We start from the raw sequence: 17,080 nt of genomic DNA on the forward strand, positions 1-17,080 counted from the left end.
CTAACGCGTGAACCCTGATCAGGCCCTAGGCAGGCAGTTCCAGCCGGAGAGCGCTTCCACGAGCCCTTCGGTGGTCGGAAGTGTGTCCAAGGTCGCACGGTCGACCCAAGCGACATCCGATGCGTCGTCCCCCGCTCGGAGCACACCCGACGTGACCTGGCATTCGTAGTCGAAGATCAGGAAAACCCCGTTCGGGGCCGGTCGCTCCACGTGGCCGACGAGGCGGCCGACGGTGACGGAGAGTCCGGTCTCCTCGGCTACTTCCCTAGTCACAGCCGCCTCATCCGTCTCATCCGGCTCCACTCGCCCGCCCGGTACCGACCACAGGCCCTCACCAGGCGGATTAGCGCGTCGTACGAGCAGTAGTCGCCCGTTCGAGTCATGAACCACGGCTCCGACGCAACGGATCGTGCGCTTGCTGCTGGGCGTCACGATCACGAAGCGTAGTCACACCGGATCGGCGGTGCTGTGCGCTACCCCGGCTGCGGTACAAATCTCCCAAGGTGCCGAATCGTGCTGTACAACGGTCACGAACGGCGCCAAACGGGTGCGACGCGGACGGGGTGGACACCGTGAACTTGAAGAAGATTCTCACTTTCGCTGGAATCGCCTTGCTGTTGTTCTTCCTGATCGCGGAGCCTCAGCAGGCGGCTCAACTCGTGCAGAACATCCTCAACTCGCTGCGAACCGCGGCCGAGGCACTGATCACGTTCGTGCGCTCCGTCTTCTAGTCTGGTAGCAGTCACCTACCGGGTGGCGGGAGCAGGTCAGACAGGGCACTGCCTGGTACCAGGAAAGGCTGGTAGCGCATGTTCGCACCACGTGATCCGGACGACTACCTGCTCCCGAGCGAGCGTCGGGTCATCCGTGTGCGCAGGCACTGGTCCTACCTGATCTGGGACGTCCTGGAGGCGGCGGCGCTGCTCGCCGGCTTCATGATGATCTCGTACCTGCTCCCGGCGGACGCGGCCGTGATCCAGAACGTGCTGTGGTACGGGGCGCTGCTCGTGCTGCTGCGCGTCTCCTACTTCATCATCGAGTGGTGGGTGGAGCGCATCGTCGTCACCGACAAGCGCTTCATGCTGACGTCGGGCGTCTTCGAGACCAAGGTCGCGATGATGCCCGTCACCAAGGTCACCGACCTCACCTACGAGCGCACCGTGGGCGGACGCATGTTCGGCTACGGCACGCTCATCGTGGAGTCGGCGGGTCAGATCCAGGCGCTGAACCGCCTGGAGTACCTGCCGAACCCCGAAGAGGTCTACGACGCCATCTCGGAGCTGACCTTCGGCGACAAGAAGGCACAGGCCGAGCGGTTCTCGATGATCAAGGCCCAGCGCGCCGCGCGCGGGAAGAAGATGGTCCCGTAACACGGGTCGTTCGCCACGTCGTCCACACTGGACGACGTGGTCATCGATCTGCACACCCATTCGTCCGAGTCCGACGGCACCGACAGCCCCGCAGACCTGATGAGGGCGGCGTCCCTCGCGGGACTCGACGCGGTGGCGATCACCGACCACGACACGGCGGCCGGGTGGGCCGAGGCCGAGGCGGCGCTGCCGTCCGGCTTGAAGCTGGTGCGCGGCGCCGAGCTGTCGTGCTCCTCGGCCGACGGCTACGGCCACACCATCACCGTTCATCTGCTGGCGTACCTGTACGACCCGACGCACGCCATGCTGATGAAGGAGCAGTCGCGCCTGCGTGAGGAACGGCGGACGCGGCTGCAGAAGATGGCCGAGATGATGCAGGCCGACGGCTTCCCGATCGACCCGGTCGACCTGATGTCCCGCCTGCCGTTCGACGCGCCGGCCGGACGCCCGCACCTCGCCCAGGCGCTGATCCGCGCCGGGGTGGTGACCTCGGTCGACGAGGCGTTCGCGACGTTCCTGACCGGCGGCCAGTACTACGTCGGCCGCACCGACACCCCCGTCGAGCGCGCGATCGAGATGATCACCGAGGCCGGCGGCGTCACCGTGCTCGCCCACCCCTTCGCCCGCTCCCGCGGCCCCGTCGTGGCGCCCTCCGTCGTGCGTGCGCTGGCCGAAGCGGGCCTCTTCGGCGTCGAGGTGGACCACCCGGACCACGACCAGGAGACGCGGCGGTCGCTGCGAACGCTGGCGGACTCGCTGGGCCTGATCGTCACCGGGTCGAGTGACTACCACGGCACGAACAAGACGGTCCGGCTCGGCGCGGAGACGACGGCACCGGAGATGCTGGATGCTCTGGCCGAGAGGGCGACAGGCTGCAAGATCCTCGTCGGATAGGGCGGTGCTCCCGTGTTCAACCTGCGGCTCTTCATCGAGGCCTCGATCACGCTGCTGGTGATCATGGACCCGCCCGGGACCGTGCCGGTCTTCCTCGGGCTGGTCGGCCGCAAGTCGCGCGAGGCCCGCAAGCAGGCGGCGCGGCAGGGCGTGCTGGTGTCGTTCCTGGTGATCACGCTGTTCGCGGTGGCCGGCAACTCGATCCTGGCGTACATGCACATCGGCATTCCGGCCCTGCAGGGCGCGGGCGGACTGCTGCTGTTGCTGATCGCGCTCGACCTGCTGACGGGCAAGGGCGCGACCAACCACCCCGAGGTCGAGGACGTGAACATCGCCCTGGTGCCGCTGGGGACACCGCTGCTGGCAGGGCCCGGTGCCATCGCCGCGACGATCGTGTTCGTGCGTCAGGCGAACGGCGACTGGGGCTCCTACCTCGCGCTGGCCGCGGCGATCGTGGCCGTGCACCTCGTGCTGCTGGGGACGCTGCGGTCCGCCGGCCTGCTGATCAAGGTGTTCAAGGAGAGCGGGATCCTGCTGATGGCCAAGATCGCCGGTCTGCTGCTGGCCGCGATCGCCGTGCAGCTCGTCGCCTCGTCCGTGCAGGGCTTCATCTCGTCCGGGGTCTAGCGCTCGATGTGGGCCTTGTCCCCGTCGATGATGATCGGGCGCTCGATCAGGCTCGGGTTGGCGACCATGTGCGCGATCCACTTCGCGCGGTCGTGTTCGAGCAGCTTCGGGTAGGCGGCTTCCTTGGTGCGCGCGATCTCCCACGGCTCCTTGCCGAGCAGCGTGAGGACGTGGTCGAGCTCTTCAGCTGACGGGGCGTCGTCCAGGTAGCGGCGTTCGGTGTACTCGATGCCCTCGTCGTCGAGGCGTTGCTTGGCGGCGCGGCTCTTGGAACAGCGCGGGTTGTGCCAGATCTCCATGCGGTTCATTTTCTGTCAGGGGTGCTGAGTAACTTGGTTGGGGTGGAACAACTCGGCTTCGACTTCGGCACCGCGGCACCCCGCAAGCTCGTGCGCGTCACGCCCGCGAAGCTGTCCACTTGGACGAGCTGTCCGCGCCGCTTCCGGATGACATACCTGGACAGGCCCTCACCTCCGCGGGGTGGCGCCTGGGCGCACAACACCCTCGGCGCCGTCGTGCACAACGCCCTGAAGGCCCTGTTCGACCTGCCGCCCGACCGCCGCACCCCGGACCAGGCCGTCGCACTGCTGAACCGGCAGTGGAAGTCCGAAGGCTTCCGCGACGTCGACCAGGCCGCCGAGTACCGCACGCGAGCCCAGGGCTGGATCCACGACTACGTGACGTCGCTGGACGTCGACTTCGAACCGCTGGGCGTGGAGCGCTGGGTGTCGTCGCCGACCGACCGCATCGTGGCCGAGGGCCGGGTCGACCGCATCGACTACCGCGACGGCGAGCTCGTCATCGTCGACTACAAGACCGGCCGTCACGTCCTGACCTCGGACGACGCCCGCGGGTCGCAAGCGCTTGCCCTGTACGCCCTCGCGGCCCGGCGCACGCTGCGCAAGCCGTGCCGCCGGGTCGAGCTGCACCACCTGCCGTCGGGGTCGATCGCGGAGTGGGAGCACACGGAGGAGTCGCTGGCCCGGCACGTCCGGCGGGCGGAGGAGGCCGCGGACGAGATCGACCTGGCCACGGAGACGCTGAAGGCCGGTGGCGATCAGGAGGTCCTGTTCCCGCCGGTGACCGGGCGGCAGTGCCAGTGGTGCGACTTCCGGCGGAGCTGTCCGGAGGGCCAGGAGGCGGCGCCTTCCCTGGATCCCTGGGCGTTGCTGGCGCCGTAGCCTGTGGGACCGAAAGGATGCCTGGAGTGCAGCTTTCGCCGTACACGGCCGTCGGGGTGTCCGGGTCATGACTGCCCGCGCACCCCTGGACCCGTAGGGTGGCTGGAGTGGACGTGGAAGCAGCGAAGCGACCGTCGCGGACCTACGGATTCCTGCGCGCCGTGAGCGGAGTGCTCGCGGTGGGCATGGTGCTGCTCGCTTTGGGGAACATCGGCGTCCAGTTCTACGCGAACTCCCGTGATCTGCCTGGACCTGGGACGTTGTCCGTCGTCGCGCACGTGGTGGCGGCGTTGCTCGTGGTCGGCGCGCAGATCGTGGCGGACCGGTACGCGGACTGGAAAGCGCCGGTCGCGTCGCTGGCGGTGTTGGTCGTGAGCGCCGCGACGCTGTGGACGTTCTGGTGGGCCTGACCCGATGGGGACGGGTGGTCAGGCGGTCGCGGCGTCGCTGTGGATGAGGCCGATGCGCAGGGCCGTCATCAGGGCCTGGGAGCGGTTGGAGACGCCCAGCTTCTCGTAGAGGCGTGAGACGTAGGTCTTGGCCGTCGACGGCGAGACGAACAGGGTGCGCGCGATCGTCGTGATCGGCACGGCCGTGCACCGGCTGCCGGACGTGCTGACGCTGCCCGCGTACCCGCTGGTGCTGCTCCTGCTCACGGTGGCCGCGCTGACCGGCGGCACGTTCGGCGCGCTCGGCAGGGCGGTGCTCGGCGGGCTCGCGTTCGTCTACCGCGTGCTGGAGTTCGTCAACCCGGCCGGGATGGGCTTCGGCGACGTGAAGCTGTCCGGCGTCATCGGCATGGCGCTCGGCTGGCCGGTGCTGCTGTTCGGCGCGGCCTTCGCGTTCATCCTGTCGGCGGTCGTGTCGCTGGTGCTGTTGCTGCTGCGGAAGGTCACGCTCAAGAGCGCGTTGCCCTTCGGGCCGTTCATGTTGCTGGGCGCGTTCGCCGCGGTTCTGGTGTCCTGACGTCAGGAACTCAGCCAGGCCCGCCACGTCGGCAGCAGCGTGGCGATGAGGTCCAGCGGTGCCTCGGTGTTCGGCGAGTGCATCACGCCGGGCAGCACGGCGAAGTCCGCGTCCAGCCGCTCCGCCATGTCGCGCTGGGCGGCGGGCGTCCACGCGTCGTCAGCGTCGCCGCACACCACCAGGCAGGGCGTGCCGGACGAACGCAGTGCGCGCGCGAGCTTCGCCACCTGGTCCGGTTCGTGGCGCAGGCCGTTGCCCATGCCGAGCAACGCCGCTGCCTGCGACTTGAGGAACCTGGTGCGGTAGAAGTCCTTCAGCTCCTGCGGGAGCACCGCGTACGCCGGGTTCTGCTGCGCCCGCAGCTCGTTCAGCCGCTGGGTGCCCTCGACGCCCTGCTCGGCCAGCACGTGCTCGCCGACCTCCAGCACCGTGCGGCGATCTCCCGCGGGCAGCTCGGACGGGCCCGAGGACATCAGCGTGAGCCCCGCGATCGGGGCCCCCGCGAACACCGCCGCCCGTGCCACCAGACCGCCGTAGGAGTGGCCGAGCAGCAACACCTTGCGGCCGTCCGCCGCGATCTTCCCGATCAGCTCGGCGAGCACCGACCCCAGCGGACCCGGCCGGTACAGCGCCTCGTCGTCCGGGCCCGGTGAGTCCTGCTGGCCCGGCAGGTCGATCGCGACGACCTCGAAACCCGCGTCCGCGATCGGGTCGATCATCGGCGCGAAGTCCTCTTTGGAGCCCGTGTAGCCCGGTACGAGCAGCACGGTCGTGCGCATCGCGTCGTCGCCCATCGCGGGCGCGCGCAGCGCCGCGATCGTGCCGTAGCGGCCCGGGAGGTCGACGCGTTGCGCCCGGTGGGGGCTGATCTGCGAGTGCACGGACTGAACTATCGCAGCGCGACCAGGGTTTCGCCACGCTGCTCGAGGACGACGGGACCGGCTGTGGCGAGTTGCACGGGGCCCGTGTGGCCCTCTCGGTTCAGCCTGATCGTGCCCACGACGGCACCGGTGGCCTGCTCGTACACCCGCAGGCCCTCCTTCACCGGGATGACCGCGCGGCCCGCGAGCGTCGTACCGGCGCCCAGCGCGCCCTCGGCGGTCCACAGTGGAGTGAGCGTCTCCAGCGACAGCGCGACCGTGCGCGAACCGGTGAACCAGAAGGCGTTCGTCTTCGTCGTGAAGACGCGTGCCACGTGGTTCGGCGGGTCGGTGAAGTCGGCGTCGGGGACGTCGAGCGGCGCTTCGCCGACCTGGTTGCCGGTCTCCGCGTCGAAGATCAGCAACCGGCTCGGGCCCGGTGCGGCCACCGCGACGAGCTTCTCGGTGACGGCCACGACCTGCACGTTCTTCGCGCCGGTGAGAGGGCTGCCGAACACCTTCGGCTCGTCGGACTTGTCCGGGTTCGGCTTGAGGATCGTCACCCGGTCCGACGCGTCGTCGGGGCAGCGTTCGACCATCGCGAACCTGCCGGAGGTGACGGCGACCGACCCGTACGTGCAGCCGACCCTCGGCTGCTTGTTCGGGTTCACGATCGCGCGCAGAGCGCCGTACTCGAGCGAACGCACCAGGTCGTCGCGCCGGTAGACCTCGACGAACTTCGACCCGGTGGTGATCAGGTGCGAACCCTCGTTGAGCAGTGCCGTGCCCGGTTCCGCGTCGCCGTTGCGCTGTGCCCGCCGCTCGCCGGTGATGCCGTCGAGCGAGGTGAGCTCGGAGCAGTTCGTGCCCTTGGAGTACAGGGCCATCGCCCGGCCCCAGCCCGTGCTCACGACGCACAGCGGCAGGTCGCGCTTGTACGTCCACCGCACGTCACCCGTCAGGGGGTCGCGCCCGTTGACCTCGCCGCCGTCGCCGGTCACGACCGTCGACGGCTTCTCCTCGCCGGTGTCCTTCAACGCGGTCTGCACGACCACGGGGGACAGCGAGGCGCCGCTCTTCGCCCGCCACACCTCGGCGAGCGACGGCGGGAGCGTGGCCACTTCGGGCAGTTGCTCCCACGTCGACGGCCCGGTGACCGACGTCGTGGCGCGAGCATCGCTGAACGCCCAGGTCAGCACGGACGCCGTGACCGACACCACCGCGATCAGGGCGATCGCGATGAAGTCGGCGCGGGTGCGCCAGGACCGGGCGGGCGGACGTTCTGCGACGGGTGCGGCCTCGTGTGCGGGCTCGTCGAGAACGTCCTCGACATCCGTGACGTCGGAACCGGGGGACGACATGTGATCAGTCTGCCGAAGGAGCGGCCTGTTCGGCAGAGCTTCGGCGACGCCGACGCCTGCGCGGCTTGTCCGAGCCGGACTTCTCGGCGGCTTCGGGGCTCGCCTGCGTCTGCTCGCCCTCCTGCGTCACGCCGGCGCGGCTGCGCGTGCGCGAGCGGGACCGCTTCGGCCTGGTCTCCTCGCTCGGCTCCGGCGCCTGCTCGGCACCGGCGGGGGAGGAGCCGGTACGACGACTGCCGCTGCTGCTGGTACTGCTGCTGCGGCGCTTGCGCTTGCCCGTGTCGAGCTTCTCCTCCTCTTCGGCGTCGAGGCCCGCGCGGGTGCGGTGGCTCAGCGGCAACCGGCCCGTGGAACCGGACGGAATGCCCAGGTCGGCGTACAGGTGGTCCGACGTGGAGTACGTCTCGACCGGCAACGGCTGGCCGAGACCCAGCATGTCGTTGAGAGACTTCCAGCGGTGCGTCTCGTCCCAGTCGACGAACGTGACGGCGACACCCGTGCGGCCTGCACGGCCCGTGCGGCCGATGCGGTGCACGTACGTCTTCTCGTCCTCGGGGCACTGGTAGTTGATGACGTGCGTCACGTCGTCGATGTCGATGCCGCGCGCGGCGACGTCGGTGGCGACCAGCACGTCGACCTTGCCGGCGCGGAACGCCCGCAGCGCCTTCTCGCGCGCGCCCTGACCCAGGTCGCCGTGGACGGCGGCCGCGGCGAACCCGCGCTCGGTCAGGTCGTCGGCGACCTTCTGCGCGGTCCGCTTGGTCCGCGCGAAGACCATCGTGAGACCCCGGTCGCGGGCCTGCAGCGCGCGGGCCAGCATCTCCGGCTTGTCCATCGAGTGCGCCCGGTAGACGAACTGCGAGGTGTTCTCGTGCGTCTGGCCGGCGTCGTTCTCCTCGGCACGGATGTGCGTCGGCTGGTTCAGGAACGTGCGGGCCAGCGTGATGATCGGGCCCGGCATGGTCGCCGAGAACAGCATCGTCTGACGCTCGTCCGGAACCATGTTCAGGATGCGCTCGATGTCGGGCAGGAAGCCCAGGTCGAGCATCTCGTCGGCCTCGTCCAGCACCAGCATGCGGACCTTGCCGAGCACCAGGTGGCGCTGTTCGGCCAGGTCGAGCAGGCGGCCGGGCGTGCCGATGATGACGTCGGCGCCCTTGCGGAGCTGCGCGATCTGCCGCTCGTACGGGATGCCGCCGTAGATGGCGGCGACCTTCACACCGAGGTGGCGCGACGCGTCGGTGAGGTCGTGCGAGACCTGGAGACACAGCTCACGGGTGGGCACGACCACAAGGGCCTGCGGGGTGCCGTCGCCGGGCAGGTCGACGCGGTGCAGCAGCGGCACGCCGAAACCGAGGGTCTTGCCCATGCCGGTGCGCGCCTGGCCGATGAGGTCGTCACCGGCGAGAGCGATGGGGAGCGTCAGCTCCTGGATGGCGAACGTGCGCTCGATGCCGGCTTCGCCGAGCGCCTTGACGATCTCTTCACGCACGCCGAGCTCGGCGAACGTGGGGGATTCGGACTGCACCGGGGCGTCTGCCAGCAACGGGTGCGACGTGTCTTCCTCGGGAACTCCGGCCTCGCTGTGCTCCAGGGCAACCGGGTCCAGATGTGCTTCTACTTCAGCGGTCAGGGTGATCAGCCTCTCTCGTACCAAGCGCGTACGAGCCCTGGCCGGGCCTCTCGACCGCGCTCGATGAGCAGCTGCGGGAAAGGTGTACGCGCACCATTCTGGCGCCTGCCCAAGAAAAAATTGGGCCACTGCGTGGTCGTCACACTCGTCACGCCGGGCGTCCGCCCCCATTCTACCTGGCAAGACACTTTTGACCACCTAGCGCGCACTAGAGTTCGGTCTCATGGGTGTTGCAGAGGGTGTTGTCGATCTTCTGGGAGCGCTTGCATATGGCGAGCTCTCGGCTTTCGACCGGATGACGGAGGACTCGCGCACGGCGCCGACTTTGGCGGGACGTGCCGCTCTCGCGCAGATGGCCGCGGCCGAGATCGGCCACTTCACACTGCTGCAGAAGCACCTGGCCGCCGAGGGCATCACCGTCGAGGACGCGATGACGCCGTTCGTGAAGGGTTTCGACGCGTTCCACGAGTCGACGAGCCCCAAGTCGTGGCTCGAGTCGCTCGTGAAGGCGTACGTCGGCGACGGGCTCGCGGCCGACTTCTACCGCGAGATCGCGGAGTGGCTGGACGCGCCCACCAAGGAGCTGGTGCTCCACGTGCTCGCCGACACGGGTCACTCGGCGTTCGCTGAACGCGAAGTCCTCGCCGCCGTCGAGTCCGATCCGCGGGTGCGCGACCGGCTCGCGCTGTGGGGCCGGCGGCTGCTCGGAGAAGCGTTGACGCAGGCCCAGTACGTGGTGGCGGAGCGGGACGGCCTCTCCGAGCTCATCATCCGGGGCTCCGGCGACCTCGCCGGGATCGGTCAGCTGTTCCGCCGCCTTCAGCAGTCGCACGCGCGGCGCATGACGCAGCTGGGTCTGGGCTAGTGCGGCGACCACTAACCGCCGACAGGTGATTCCCGCTGGTCAGACGGGTGCATCGCGGTGTCGGCTCCCGCTCCTCATATCGGGCATATGGGGAGCGGGGCTCGACACCGCGAGGTGCCCTGCTGAACACCGGGAGCGCCTGTCGGTGATTGTGGTCGCCGCACTGGGTAGGCTCGGCCGTAGATTTTTCTCTTGAGCACGGAGGTCAGCGTGGAGGTCAGGATCGGCGTCGCGGACAGCGGACGCGAACTCGTCGTGACCAGTGAGCTCAACCCGTCCGAGGTCGAGACTCTGGTTTCGGACGCGGTGTCCGGCAAGTCCAGCGTGCTGTCGCTGGTGGACGTCAAGGGTGCGCGGTTCGTCGTGCCCGCTGGCCGCGTCGCGTACGTGGAGATCGGCCCGCAGGACTCGCGCAAGGTCGGGTTCGGCGCCTGAGTCGTCAGCACTGAGAAGGGCCCCGGTCATCACGACCGGGGCCCTTCTCGTTGCGCGGTCTAGTGCTCGACCGGCTCTTCGATCTTGTACGGCGGAGTGGAGATGCCACCGACCCGGTAACGGCCCCACGGGTCGGGGTCGGTGAGAGTCCCCTCCGCCTCACCGGTGGGGGTGCGCAGCAGTGCGGTCCGCGCGCCTGCCTCGACCCGGCTCGTGACGTCGTCGTTCTTCTTGATCCGGCCGTACCAGTGGTAGCGGCCGTCGATCGGCTGGAAGTAGCCCCGCAGTTCGGCCTCGACCGCGACTTCTTCTTCTCCGAAGACGAGGGTGGCGTCGCCGCGGTAGCCCTCTTCGTCGTGCTCGTGCTCGCTCATCAGTCCACCAATCGCAGAGGGGAGAGGGGCTTTGCGGGGTCTGCCTGGACGCCCGCCGAGCGCAGCAGCCCGTCGATGGCGTGCCAGATCAGCGTGGCGAGGTACTCGCTGAGGTTCGCGCGGGACATGGTCTGGCGGTCGAGCCACCAGTCACCCGCGTTCTGCACCATGCCGACGAGCGCGTGCGCCCACGGCTCGGCGCCGCCGGAGTCCATCTCGAAGGAACGCAGGTAGTCGCCCAGGATCCGGGCCAGCGTCGACGCGATGAGGTTCTTGTCCTCGGCGACGACGTCCTTCTCGACCGGGCGGTCCACGAAGGACCCCTTGACCACGAACCGGTAGAGGTTCGGGTTCTCCTCGATCACCGACAGGTAGGCGTCGACGATCCCCAGGATGCGGCCGCGGATCGGGCCGTCGGCGATCAGCGCCGGACCCATCCGGTCCATCAGCAGTTCGGTGGCCTTCTGGCCCACTGCCAGGTACAGGTCGGACTTGTCGGTGAAGTGCCGGTAGAGGACGGGCTTGCTGACGCCGGCCTCCGCGGCCACGTCGTCCATGCCGACGTCCGGGCCCTTCTTGGCCACGGCGGCGATCGTGGCCTCCACGAACTCCGCCCTGCGCTGCTCGCGATGACCCTTCCACCGCTCACGTCGCGCATCCGGCCCCTTGACAGTACGTGCCATGTGACGCACGCTACCAGAAGTAACCGTTACCTCAAGTAACACCTACCGGGGAGGGCAACCGATGAGGGTCGCCGATCGGGAGAAGACAGCGGAGCGGCTTCTCAAGTCGTCCGCCGAGAAGTTCTACGACCCCGAGGTGGACATCGACTGGTCCGCACCTCTGGTCGACGGTCTCTTCTACATCCCTGAAAAGCGCATTTCGCTCTACGGCACGCCTCTCTACGACTCGCTCTCGCAGGAGCAGCGCATCGAGCTGTCGAAGCACGAGCTGGCGTCGATCGCGTCCGTCGGCCTGTGGTTCGAGCTGCTGCTCATGCAGATGCTCGTGAAGGTCGTCTACAACACCGACCCGACCACGCGGCACGCCCAGTACGCGCTGACCGAGGTCGCCGACGAGTGCCGTCACTCGACGATGTTCGCGCGCCTGGTCGAACGGATCGGCTGCCCGGCGTACGGGCCCACTCGGCACACGCACCGCCTGGGCAAGCTGCTGCCGATCATCGGCTACGGCCCCGCCATGTACGGGTCGATCCTGGTCGCGGAGGAGATCCTCGACCGGCTGCAGCGCGAGGCGATGACCGACGACACCATCCAGCCGCTCGTGCGGATGGTGAACCGCATCCACGTGCTGGAAGAGGCCCGGCACGTGCGGTTCGCGCGTGAGGAGCTGCTGCGCGGCATGTCGGAGCTGAAGAGCTACGAGATGCCGTACCAGAAGTGGCTGGTCGGGTACGTGTCGATGATGATCACGCGCGCGATCATCAACCCCGCCGCGTACGCCGCCGTCGGGCTGGACGTGCGCGAGGCCCACCGCCAGGCGCTGGCCAACGAGCGGTTCCAGGAGATGATCCGCTGGGCCGGCGAGCGGATCATGACGTTCCTGGACGAGGCCGGGCTCGTGGGAAGGCCGGGGATGCGCTCATGGCGTCGCTCGTTCTTGATCGGCTGAACGTCGTCACGTCGGGGCCTTCGTCCTCCGACGTGACCGCGGTGCTGCTGCACGGGTGGACCATGGACCTGACCACCTGGGACCGCGTCGCCGCCGCGCTGCCCGGCCGGGTGGTCCGGTACGACGTGCGCGGTCACGGCGGGTCCTCGGGCGCGGGGACGATCTCGGAGCTGGCCGACGACCTGGCCGCCGTGCTGGAGGAATGCGTTCCGTCCGGGCGGATCGTGCTCGCCGGCCACTCGCTGGGCGGCATGACGATCATGGCGCTGGCCGAGCAGCGGCCCGAGCTGTTCGAACGGGTGTCCGGGGTGGCGTTGATCGCCACGTCGTGCGGGAACCTGCCCCAGCAGCTGTGGGTGGAGCGGCTCGCCGGGCGATGGCTGGCCGGACGGCCCAAGGTCGGGTTCGGCCGCGTGATCGCGCCGGGGCTGCGGATGACGTTCGGGCGGCGGCCCCGGTGGGCCGACGTGCGCGCGGCCGCGGCGATGGCGGGGAACACGACCGGTGAGGCGTTCGTCGGGATCCGCGAGGAACTGACGCTGCACCAGCGGCGGGAAGCGCTGGCGGTGCTGGCGGACATCCCCACGGTCGTGATGGCCGGGTCTTGGGACGTGCTCACGCCGATGCGGCACTCGCGGGTGCTGGCCGAGGCGTTGCCGGGCGCGCAGTTCGTGATCTACCCGAAGACCGGGCACATGCTGCCGCTGGAACGGTCCGAGGACGTGGCGAGACGAATAGCCGCGCTGATGTGAGATGAGGGGAGCTTTCATGAACCTGAGGTTTATGAAAGCTCCCCTCATCGAGTTCAGTGCTGGAGCGGGAAACCGCCACCGATGCCGCGCCAGGCCAGGTTGGAGATCAGCGCCACGGCGTCTTCCTTGGGCACGCGGCGGTTGTCCGCGAGCCACGACCGCGCCGTGACCTGAGACAGCCCGACCAGGCCGACGGCCAGCAGGCGAGCCCGCTCTTCGTCGAGGCCCGCGTCCGCGGTGATGGTGTCGGTGATCGCGTCCACGGAGTCGGTGGTCGCGCGTTCCACGGCCGACTGCACGGCCGGTTCGGAGCGCAGGTCCGACTCGAACACCATGCGGAACGCCTGGCCCTCGCCGTCCACGAAGTCGTAGAACGCGGCCACGGCGGCGCGGACGCGGAGCTTGTTGTCCGTGGTGGAACCGATGGCGGTGCGCACGCGGCCGACCAGCTCGTCCACATGGGACTCGAGGAGCGCCATGTAGAGCTCCAGCTTGCCCGGGAAGTGTTGGTACAGCACCGGCTTGGACACGCCTGCACGCTCGGCGATCTCGTCCATCGCCGCGGCGTGGTAGCCGTTGGCGACGAACACGTCCTGCGCCGCTGCCAGCAGTTGCGCGCGGCGGGCGGTGCGCGGCAGTCGAACGCCCCTGCCTGCGGGTGCGCTCTGCGCCGTCTCCGTCATGGTGCCTCCAGCACGAGTGATCCGGCCGTCGGACAGGGATTGCCAGACCGAGGCTGAGCGCAACCTTACTCGCTGGTAGCCGACTTCCGGGAACCATCTTGCCGTTCTTTCCCGCATCCTGGTCCGGTGAGCACCTTGATTCCCGCCCCGTTGTCCACGGTCGCGCTGCCGCCGCTGGACAAGTCTCAGACGCCGTGGCCCGGCCGGTTCCAGCAGGTCGACGACCACGAGGTGCACGTCAGGATCACGCCGGGGGACGGCCCTCCGGCCGTGTACGTGCACGGGCTCGGCGGGTCCGCGACGAACTGGACGGACCTGGCGGCCCAGCTGCGGCAACACGTCCGCGGGTACTCGATCGACCTGCCCGGATTCGGGCGGTCGGAACCGATTCCCGGCTACGACTTCAGTCTCGCCACGCACGCCCGCACGGTGATCAAGTATTTGGAAACGCTCTCACAGCCCGCGCACCTGTTCGGCAACTCCATGGGTGGCGCGATCTCGGTCATGGTGGCGGCCAGCAGGCCGGATCTGGTGAGGACGCTCACGCTCGTCTCGCCGGCCGTGCCCGATCTGCGGCCCCGCCTCGACCGCATGTCCGACCCGCGGATGGCGCTCGCCGTCCTGCCGGTCGTCGGGGCCAAGGTGCGTCGCGAGCTCGCGAAGCTGTCCGCGCACCAGCGCACGCGGCAGATGCTGGAGCTGTGCTTCGCCGACCCGAGCGTGGTGCCCGACCACCGCATCGAGGAGTCGATCAAGGAGAACGAGGAGCGCGCCCGGCAGCAGTGGGCGGGGCAGGCGCTCAACCGCAGCACGTTCGGCCTGATGCAGAGCTGGCTCACGCCCGGCCCGAAGTCGCTGTGGCGGCTGCTGCCCCTGGTCAAGGCACCCACGCTGGTGCTCTGGGGCGAGAACGACCGGCTCGTCAGCGTGCGGAAGGGGCCGCGGACGGCACGTCTGCTGCCCAAGGGGCGCCTGCTGGTGCTCCCCAAGACCGGTCATGTCGCCCAGATGGAGCGGCCGGCCACCGTGGCGAGGGCCGTTCTGGGCATGTGGGAGGCGGTCGACCGACACTCATGGTGATGAACGACGGCCATACGGGGGGTGTGGGACCCTGGAGCACGTGAATCGCGCCCCCGAGCGAGGACGTACTGCTCCGCCCGCTGACCGCTACCGTCGCGGCGAGCGCCGGACCAGCGCGGAACCGCTCGCGGCCGCCTGGGAACCGGAGGCCACCCAGGCCCTGCGAAGGCCGCGCAAGCGTCGTGGTGTGAAGAAGCTCGTCGCCAACTACGGCTGGCGGATCTACGCGATCCCGGTCCTGCTCGTGCTGACGGCTCTGGTCGTGCTCGACACGGTGCAGCCGAAGTCGTCCGTGACCGGCGACGGCGGCAGCACGAACGCCGCCGAGACGCCCGTGAGCACGCCGGAGGCGCCCGCGTCCGAGCTGCCGGCCAAGAAGCCCGACCTGAAGATCCCGACCGCCGAGCTGCCGGCCGGTCCGGACTTCTCGCAGGACGGCGTCGGCACGTTCAAGGTGATCGCGGGCAGCGGTCCGCGCGTCGGCGAGGCCAACGCGCCGAAGTTCCGCAAGTACGCGATCGCCGTCGAGGACGGCGTGAAGCCCGCCGACTTCAACGACGACCCGGCCGCGTTCGCGCGCACGATCGACGGAATCCTGTCGGACCCGCGCAGCTGGATCGGCACCAAGCAGGTCGCGCTGCAGCGGGTCGAGGCGAACCAGAACCCGGACTTCATCGTGGCGCTGACCACGACGAAGACGACCCACACGCTGTGCGGCAAGGAGATCCCGTTCGAGACCTCCTGCTGGAACCCGGGCACCAAGCGCGTGATCATCAACGTCGCCCGCTGGGTGCGCGGCGCCATGGTCTACGGGCCTGACCTGGCCGGATACCGCACGTACGTGATCAACCACGAGGTCGGTCACGCCCTGGGCAGCGGCCACGCGGCCTGCGCCGAGAACGGCGCGCCCGCCCCCGTGATGATGCAGCAGACGTTCGGCGTCTCGAACGACTTCGTCTCGCAGCTCAACGCGGGCCAGGACGTGGTGCCGGCCGACGGCAAGGTGTGCACGCCGAACGCGTTTCCCGCAGGCTGAGACGGCTTTCCAACGGGGAAGAGTCGAGGCAGGGTAGACGTTGTCTCGGACACGGAGACATTCGTCGAGGAGGACCAGCATGGCGCTTCCGCCGCTCGTTGAGCCAGCCGCGGAGCTGACCAAGGAAGAAGTCGCGCGCTACAGCCGCCACTTGATCATCCCGGACGTCGGGGTGGACGGGCAGAAGCGGCTGAAGAACGCGAAGGTGCTCGTCGTCGGCGCGGGCGGCCTCGGCAGCCCGGCACTGCTGTACCTGGCCGCGGCCGGGGTCGGCACGCTCGGCGTCGTCGACTTCGACGTCGTGGACGAGTCCAACCTGCAACGCCAGGTGATCCACGGCCAGTCCGACGTCGGCCGCCCGAAGGCGGAGTCGGCGCGCGACTCGGTCGCCGAGATCAACCCGTTCGTCAAGGTGATCCTGCACCAGACGCACCTCAACTCCGAGAACGCGCTGGAGATCTTCCGCGACTACGACCTGATCCTCGACGGCACCGACAACTTCGCCACCAGGTACCTGGTGAACGACGCCGCGGTGCTGCTGGGCAAGCCGTACGTGTGGGGTTCGATCTTCCGGTTCGAGGGCCAGGTCAGCGTCTTCTGGGAGGACGCCCCGAACGGCCAGGGCCTCAACTACCGCGACCTCTACCCGGAGCCGCCGCCTCCCGGCATGGTCCCGTCGTGCGCCGAGGGCGGCGTGCTGGGCGTGCTGTGCGCGTCGATCGGCTCGATCATGGTGACCGAGGCGATCAAGCTGCTCACGGGCATCGGCGACCCGCTGCTGGGCCGCCTGATGGTCTACGACGCGCTGGAGATGTCCTACCGGACCATCAAGATCCGCAAGGACCCGGAGTCGCCGAAGATCACCGAGCTGATCGACTACGAGGCGTTCTGCGGGGTCGTGTCCACGGACGCGCAGCAGGCCGCCGCGGGCAACACGATCACGCCTCTGGAGCTCAAGCACAAGCAGGAGTCCGGTGAGGACTTCCTGCTGGTGGACGTGCGCGAGCCGCACGAGTACGAGATCGTCAAGATCCCGGGCTCGGTGCTGATCCCCAAGGACAAGATCCTGTCCGGGGAGGCGTTCTCGGAGCTGCCGCAGGACAAGCCGCTGGTGCTGCACTGCAAGTCCGGCGCTCGTTCCGCGGAGGCGCTCGCGGCGCTGCACAAGGCGGGCTTCAAGGACGCCGTGCACGTCGGCGGCGGCGTGCTGGCCTGGGCCCGCGAGGTCGACCCGAGCCTGCCGACCTACTAGCGAGACTGGCCGTACTGGCGAGACCAGCGATTCGTAGCAGAAACCGCGGGTCTTCGTCAGGCGAGTCACGGTGACCGCG

General features: G+C 69.1%; 23 protein-coding genes. 14 read left to right on the forward strand and 9 right to left on the reverse strand.

Features of this window, described 5'->3' with window-relative positions; genetic code table 11:
- Positions 1-18: 18 nt before the first annotated feature.
- Positions 19-432, reverse strand: a complete 414-nt coding sequence (locus AB0M48_RS14765; protein ID WP_363841006.1) for an NUDIX hydrolase — start codon at positions 430-432, stop codon at positions 19-21.
- 140 nt (positions 433-572) lie between these two features.
- On the opposite strand from AB0M48_RS14765, the gene AB0M48_RS14770 reads away from it, so the two are divergent.
- The 4 genes from AB0M48_RS14770 to AB0M48_RS14785 all read left to right on the forward strand — a co-directional run bounded on the left by AB0M48_RS14770 (position 573) and on the right by AB0M48_RS14785 (position 2,891).
- Positions 573-731: a hypothetical protein gene (locus AB0M48_RS14770; protein WP_169746024.1), complete on the forward strand. Its 159-nt coding sequence runs from the start codon at positions 573-575 to the stop codon at positions 729-731.
- Positions 732-809: 78 nt separating this feature from the next.
- Positions 810-1,370 carry a PH domain-containing protein gene (locus AB0M48_RS14775; protein ID WP_363841010.1) on the forward strand — a complete coding sequence of 187 codons (561 nt, stop codon included), beginning with the start codon at positions 810-812 and terminating at the stop codon, positions 1,368-1,370.
- A gap of 27 nt (positions 1,371-1,397) precedes the next feature.
- Complete coding sequence (locus tag AB0M48_RS14780) at positions 1,398-2,264, forward strand: PHP domain-containing protein (RefSeq protein WP_363841328.1); 867 nt, start codon at positions 1,398-1,400, stop codon at positions 2,262-2,264.
- A 12-nt stretch (positions 2,265-2,276) separates the two neighbouring features.
- Positions 2,277-2,891: a MarC family protein gene (locus AB0M48_RS14785; protein ID WP_030480912.1), complete on the forward strand. Its 615-nt coding sequence runs from the start codon at positions 2,277-2,279 to the stop codon at positions 2,889-2,891.
- Here the strand turns inward: AB0M48_RS14785 and AB0M48_RS14790 are convergent.
- Complete coding sequence (locus AB0M48_RS14790) at positions 2,888-3,190, reverse strand: ArsC/Spx/MgsR family protein (protein WP_363841014.1); 303 nt, start codon at positions 3,188-3,190, stop codon at positions 2,888-2,890. The genes AB0M48_RS14785 and AB0M48_RS14790 overlap by 4 nt on opposite strands.
- Positions 3,191-3,232: 42 nt before the next feature.
- Between AB0M48_RS14790 and AB0M48_RS14795 the strand changes: the two genes are divergently transcribed.
- Both AB0M48_RS14795 and AB0M48_RS14800 read left to right on the forward strand, forming a co-directional pair.
- Positions 3,233-4,072, forward strand: coding sequence for a PD-(D/E)XK nuclease family protein (locus AB0M48_RS14795; RefSeq protein ID WP_363841017.1), 840 nt, complete (start codon positions 3,233-3,235; stop codon positions 4,070-4,072).
- 107 nt (positions 4,073-4,179) lie between these two features.
- Positions 4,180-4,482, forward strand: a complete 303-nt coding sequence (locus AB0M48_RS14800) for a hypothetical protein (protein ID WP_363841020.1) — start codon at positions 4,180-4,182, stop codon at positions 4,480-4,482.
- 18 nt (positions 4,483-4,500) lie between these two features.
- On the opposite strand, the gene AB0M48_RS14805 is transcribed toward AB0M48_RS14800, so the two are convergent.
- Complete coding sequence (locus AB0M48_RS14805; RefSeq protein ID WP_363841023.1) at positions 4,501-4,662, reverse strand: LuxR C-terminal-related transcriptional regulator; 162 nt, start codon at positions 4,660-4,662, stop codon at positions 4,501-4,503.
- On the opposite strand from AB0M48_RS14805, the gene AB0M48_RS14810 reads away from it, so the two are divergent.
- Entirely contained in the window at positions 4,652-5,038 is a 387-nt protein-coding gene (locus AB0M48_RS14810; RefSeq protein ID WP_363841026.1) for an A24 family peptidase, read from the forward strand. The genes AB0M48_RS14805 and AB0M48_RS14810 overlap by 11 nt on opposite strands.
- Positions 5,039-5,040: 2 nt before the next feature.
- Here the strand turns inward: AB0M48_RS14810 and AB0M48_RS14815 are convergent, their stop codons facing one another.
- The 3 genes from AB0M48_RS14815 to AB0M48_RS14825 are packed head-to-tail and all read right to left on the reverse strand — an operon-like array spanning position 5,041 to position 8,916.
- Entirely contained in the window at positions 5,041-5,919 is an 879-nt protein-coding gene (locus tag AB0M48_RS14815; protein ID WP_363841029.1) for an alpha/beta hydrolase, read from the reverse strand.
- Positions 5,920-5,927: 8 nt separating this feature from the next.
- The gene (locus tag AB0M48_RS14820; RefSeq protein ID WP_363841031.1) at positions 5,928-7,259 is read right to left on the reverse strand and encodes a hypothetical protein; all 1,332 of its coding nucleotides are present in this window, start codon (positions 7,257-7,259) and stop codon (positions 5,928-5,930) included.
- A 4-nt stretch (positions 7,260-7,263) separates the two neighbouring features.
- Positions 7,264-8,916: a DEAD/DEAH box helicase gene (locus tag AB0M48_RS14825; protein ID WP_363841034.1), complete on the reverse strand. Its 1,653-nt coding sequence runs from the start codon at positions 8,914-8,916 to the stop codon at positions 7,264-7,266.
- Positions 8,917-9,115: 199 nt separating this feature from the next.
- On the opposite strand from AB0M48_RS14825, the gene AB0M48_RS14830 reads away from it, so the two are divergent.
- Positions 9,116-9,757 (forward strand): ferritin-like fold-containing protein, encoded by a 642-nt coding sequence (locus AB0M48_RS14830; RefSeq protein WP_266040962.1) that lies wholly within the window; start codon positions 9,116-9,118, stop codon positions 9,755-9,757.
- A gap of 210 nt (positions 9,758-9,967) precedes the next feature.
- Positions 9,968-10,192 (forward strand): DUF3107 domain-containing protein, encoded by a 225-nt coding sequence (locus AB0M48_RS14835; protein ID WP_090065851.1) that lies wholly within the window; start codon positions 9,968-9,970, stop codon positions 10,190-10,192.
- Positions 10,193-10,251: 59 nt separating this feature from the next.
- Here AB0M48_RS14835 and AB0M48_RS14840 read toward each other — a convergent pair whose 3' ends face one another.
- Positions 10,252-10,566: a DUF4873 domain-containing protein gene (locus AB0M48_RS14840; RefSeq protein WP_363841039.1), complete on the reverse strand. Its 315-nt coding sequence runs from the start codon at positions 10,564-10,566 to the stop codon at positions 10,252-10,254.
- On the reverse strand, positions 10,566-11,249 hold the full coding sequence (locus AB0M48_RS14845; protein ID WP_363841042.1) for a TetR/AcrR family transcriptional regulator: 684 nt from the start codon (positions 11,247-11,249) through the stop codon (positions 10,566-10,568). The genes AB0M48_RS14840 and AB0M48_RS14845 overlap by 1 nt, the downstream gene beginning before the upstream one ends.
- Before the next feature lie 61 nt (positions 11,250-11,310).
- Here AB0M48_RS14845 and AB0M48_RS14850 point away from each other — a divergent pair, with 61 nt between their 5' ends.
- Together AB0M48_RS14850 and AB0M48_RS14855 are read left to right on the forward strand one after the other, a co-directional pair.
- Positions 11,311-12,198 carry a diiron oxygenase gene (locus AB0M48_RS14850; protein ID WP_363841045.1) on the forward strand — a complete coding sequence of 296 codons (888 nt, stop codon included), beginning with the start codon at positions 11,311-11,313 and terminating at the stop codon, positions 12,196-12,198.
- Positions 12,171-12,950, forward strand: coding sequence for an alpha/beta hydrolase (locus tag AB0M48_RS14855; RefSeq protein WP_363841048.1), 780 nt, complete (start codon positions 12,171-12,173; stop codon positions 12,948-12,950). Before AB0M48_RS14850 ends, AB0M48_RS14855 begins: the two co-directional genes overlap by 28 nt.
- A 53-nt stretch (positions 12,951-13,003) precedes the next feature.
- On the opposite strand, the gene AB0M48_RS14860 is transcribed toward AB0M48_RS14855, so the two are convergent.
- Positions 13,004-13,633: a TetR/AcrR family transcriptional regulator gene (locus tag AB0M48_RS14860; protein WP_030480925.1), complete on the reverse strand. Its 630-nt coding sequence runs from the start codon at positions 13,631-13,633 to the stop codon at positions 13,004-13,006.
- A gap of 126 nt (positions 13,634-13,759) precedes the next feature.
- On the opposite strand from AB0M48_RS14860, the gene AB0M48_RS14865 reads away from it, so the two are divergent.
- The 3 genes from AB0M48_RS14865 (at position 13,760) to moeZ (ending at position 17,001) form a co-directional block, all read left to right on the forward strand.
- Complete coding sequence (locus AB0M48_RS14865) at positions 13,760-14,713, forward strand: alpha/beta fold hydrolase (RefSeq protein WP_363841052.1); 954 nt, start codon at positions 13,760-13,762, stop codon at positions 14,711-14,713.
- A 40-nt stretch (positions 14,714-14,753) separates the two neighbouring features.
- Positions 14,754-15,749, forward strand: a complete 996-nt coding sequence (locus AB0M48_RS14870) for a DUF3152 domain-containing protein (RefSeq protein WP_363841055.1) — start codon at positions 14,754-14,756, stop codon at positions 15,747-15,749.
- 79 nt (positions 15,750-15,828) lie between these two features.
- Entirely contained in the window at positions 15,829-17,001 is a 1,173-nt protein-coding gene (moeZ, locus tag AB0M48_RS14875) for an adenylyltransferase/sulfurtransferase MoeZ (protein ID WP_090065715.1), read from the forward strand.
- Positions 17,002-17,080: the final 79 nt, after the last annotated feature.

Source organism: Lentzea sp. NPDC051208 (genome assembly GCF_040682435.1).
GTDB lineage: Bacteria > Actinomycetota > Actinomycetes > Mycobacteriales > Pseudonocardiaceae > Lentzea > Lentzea kristufekii.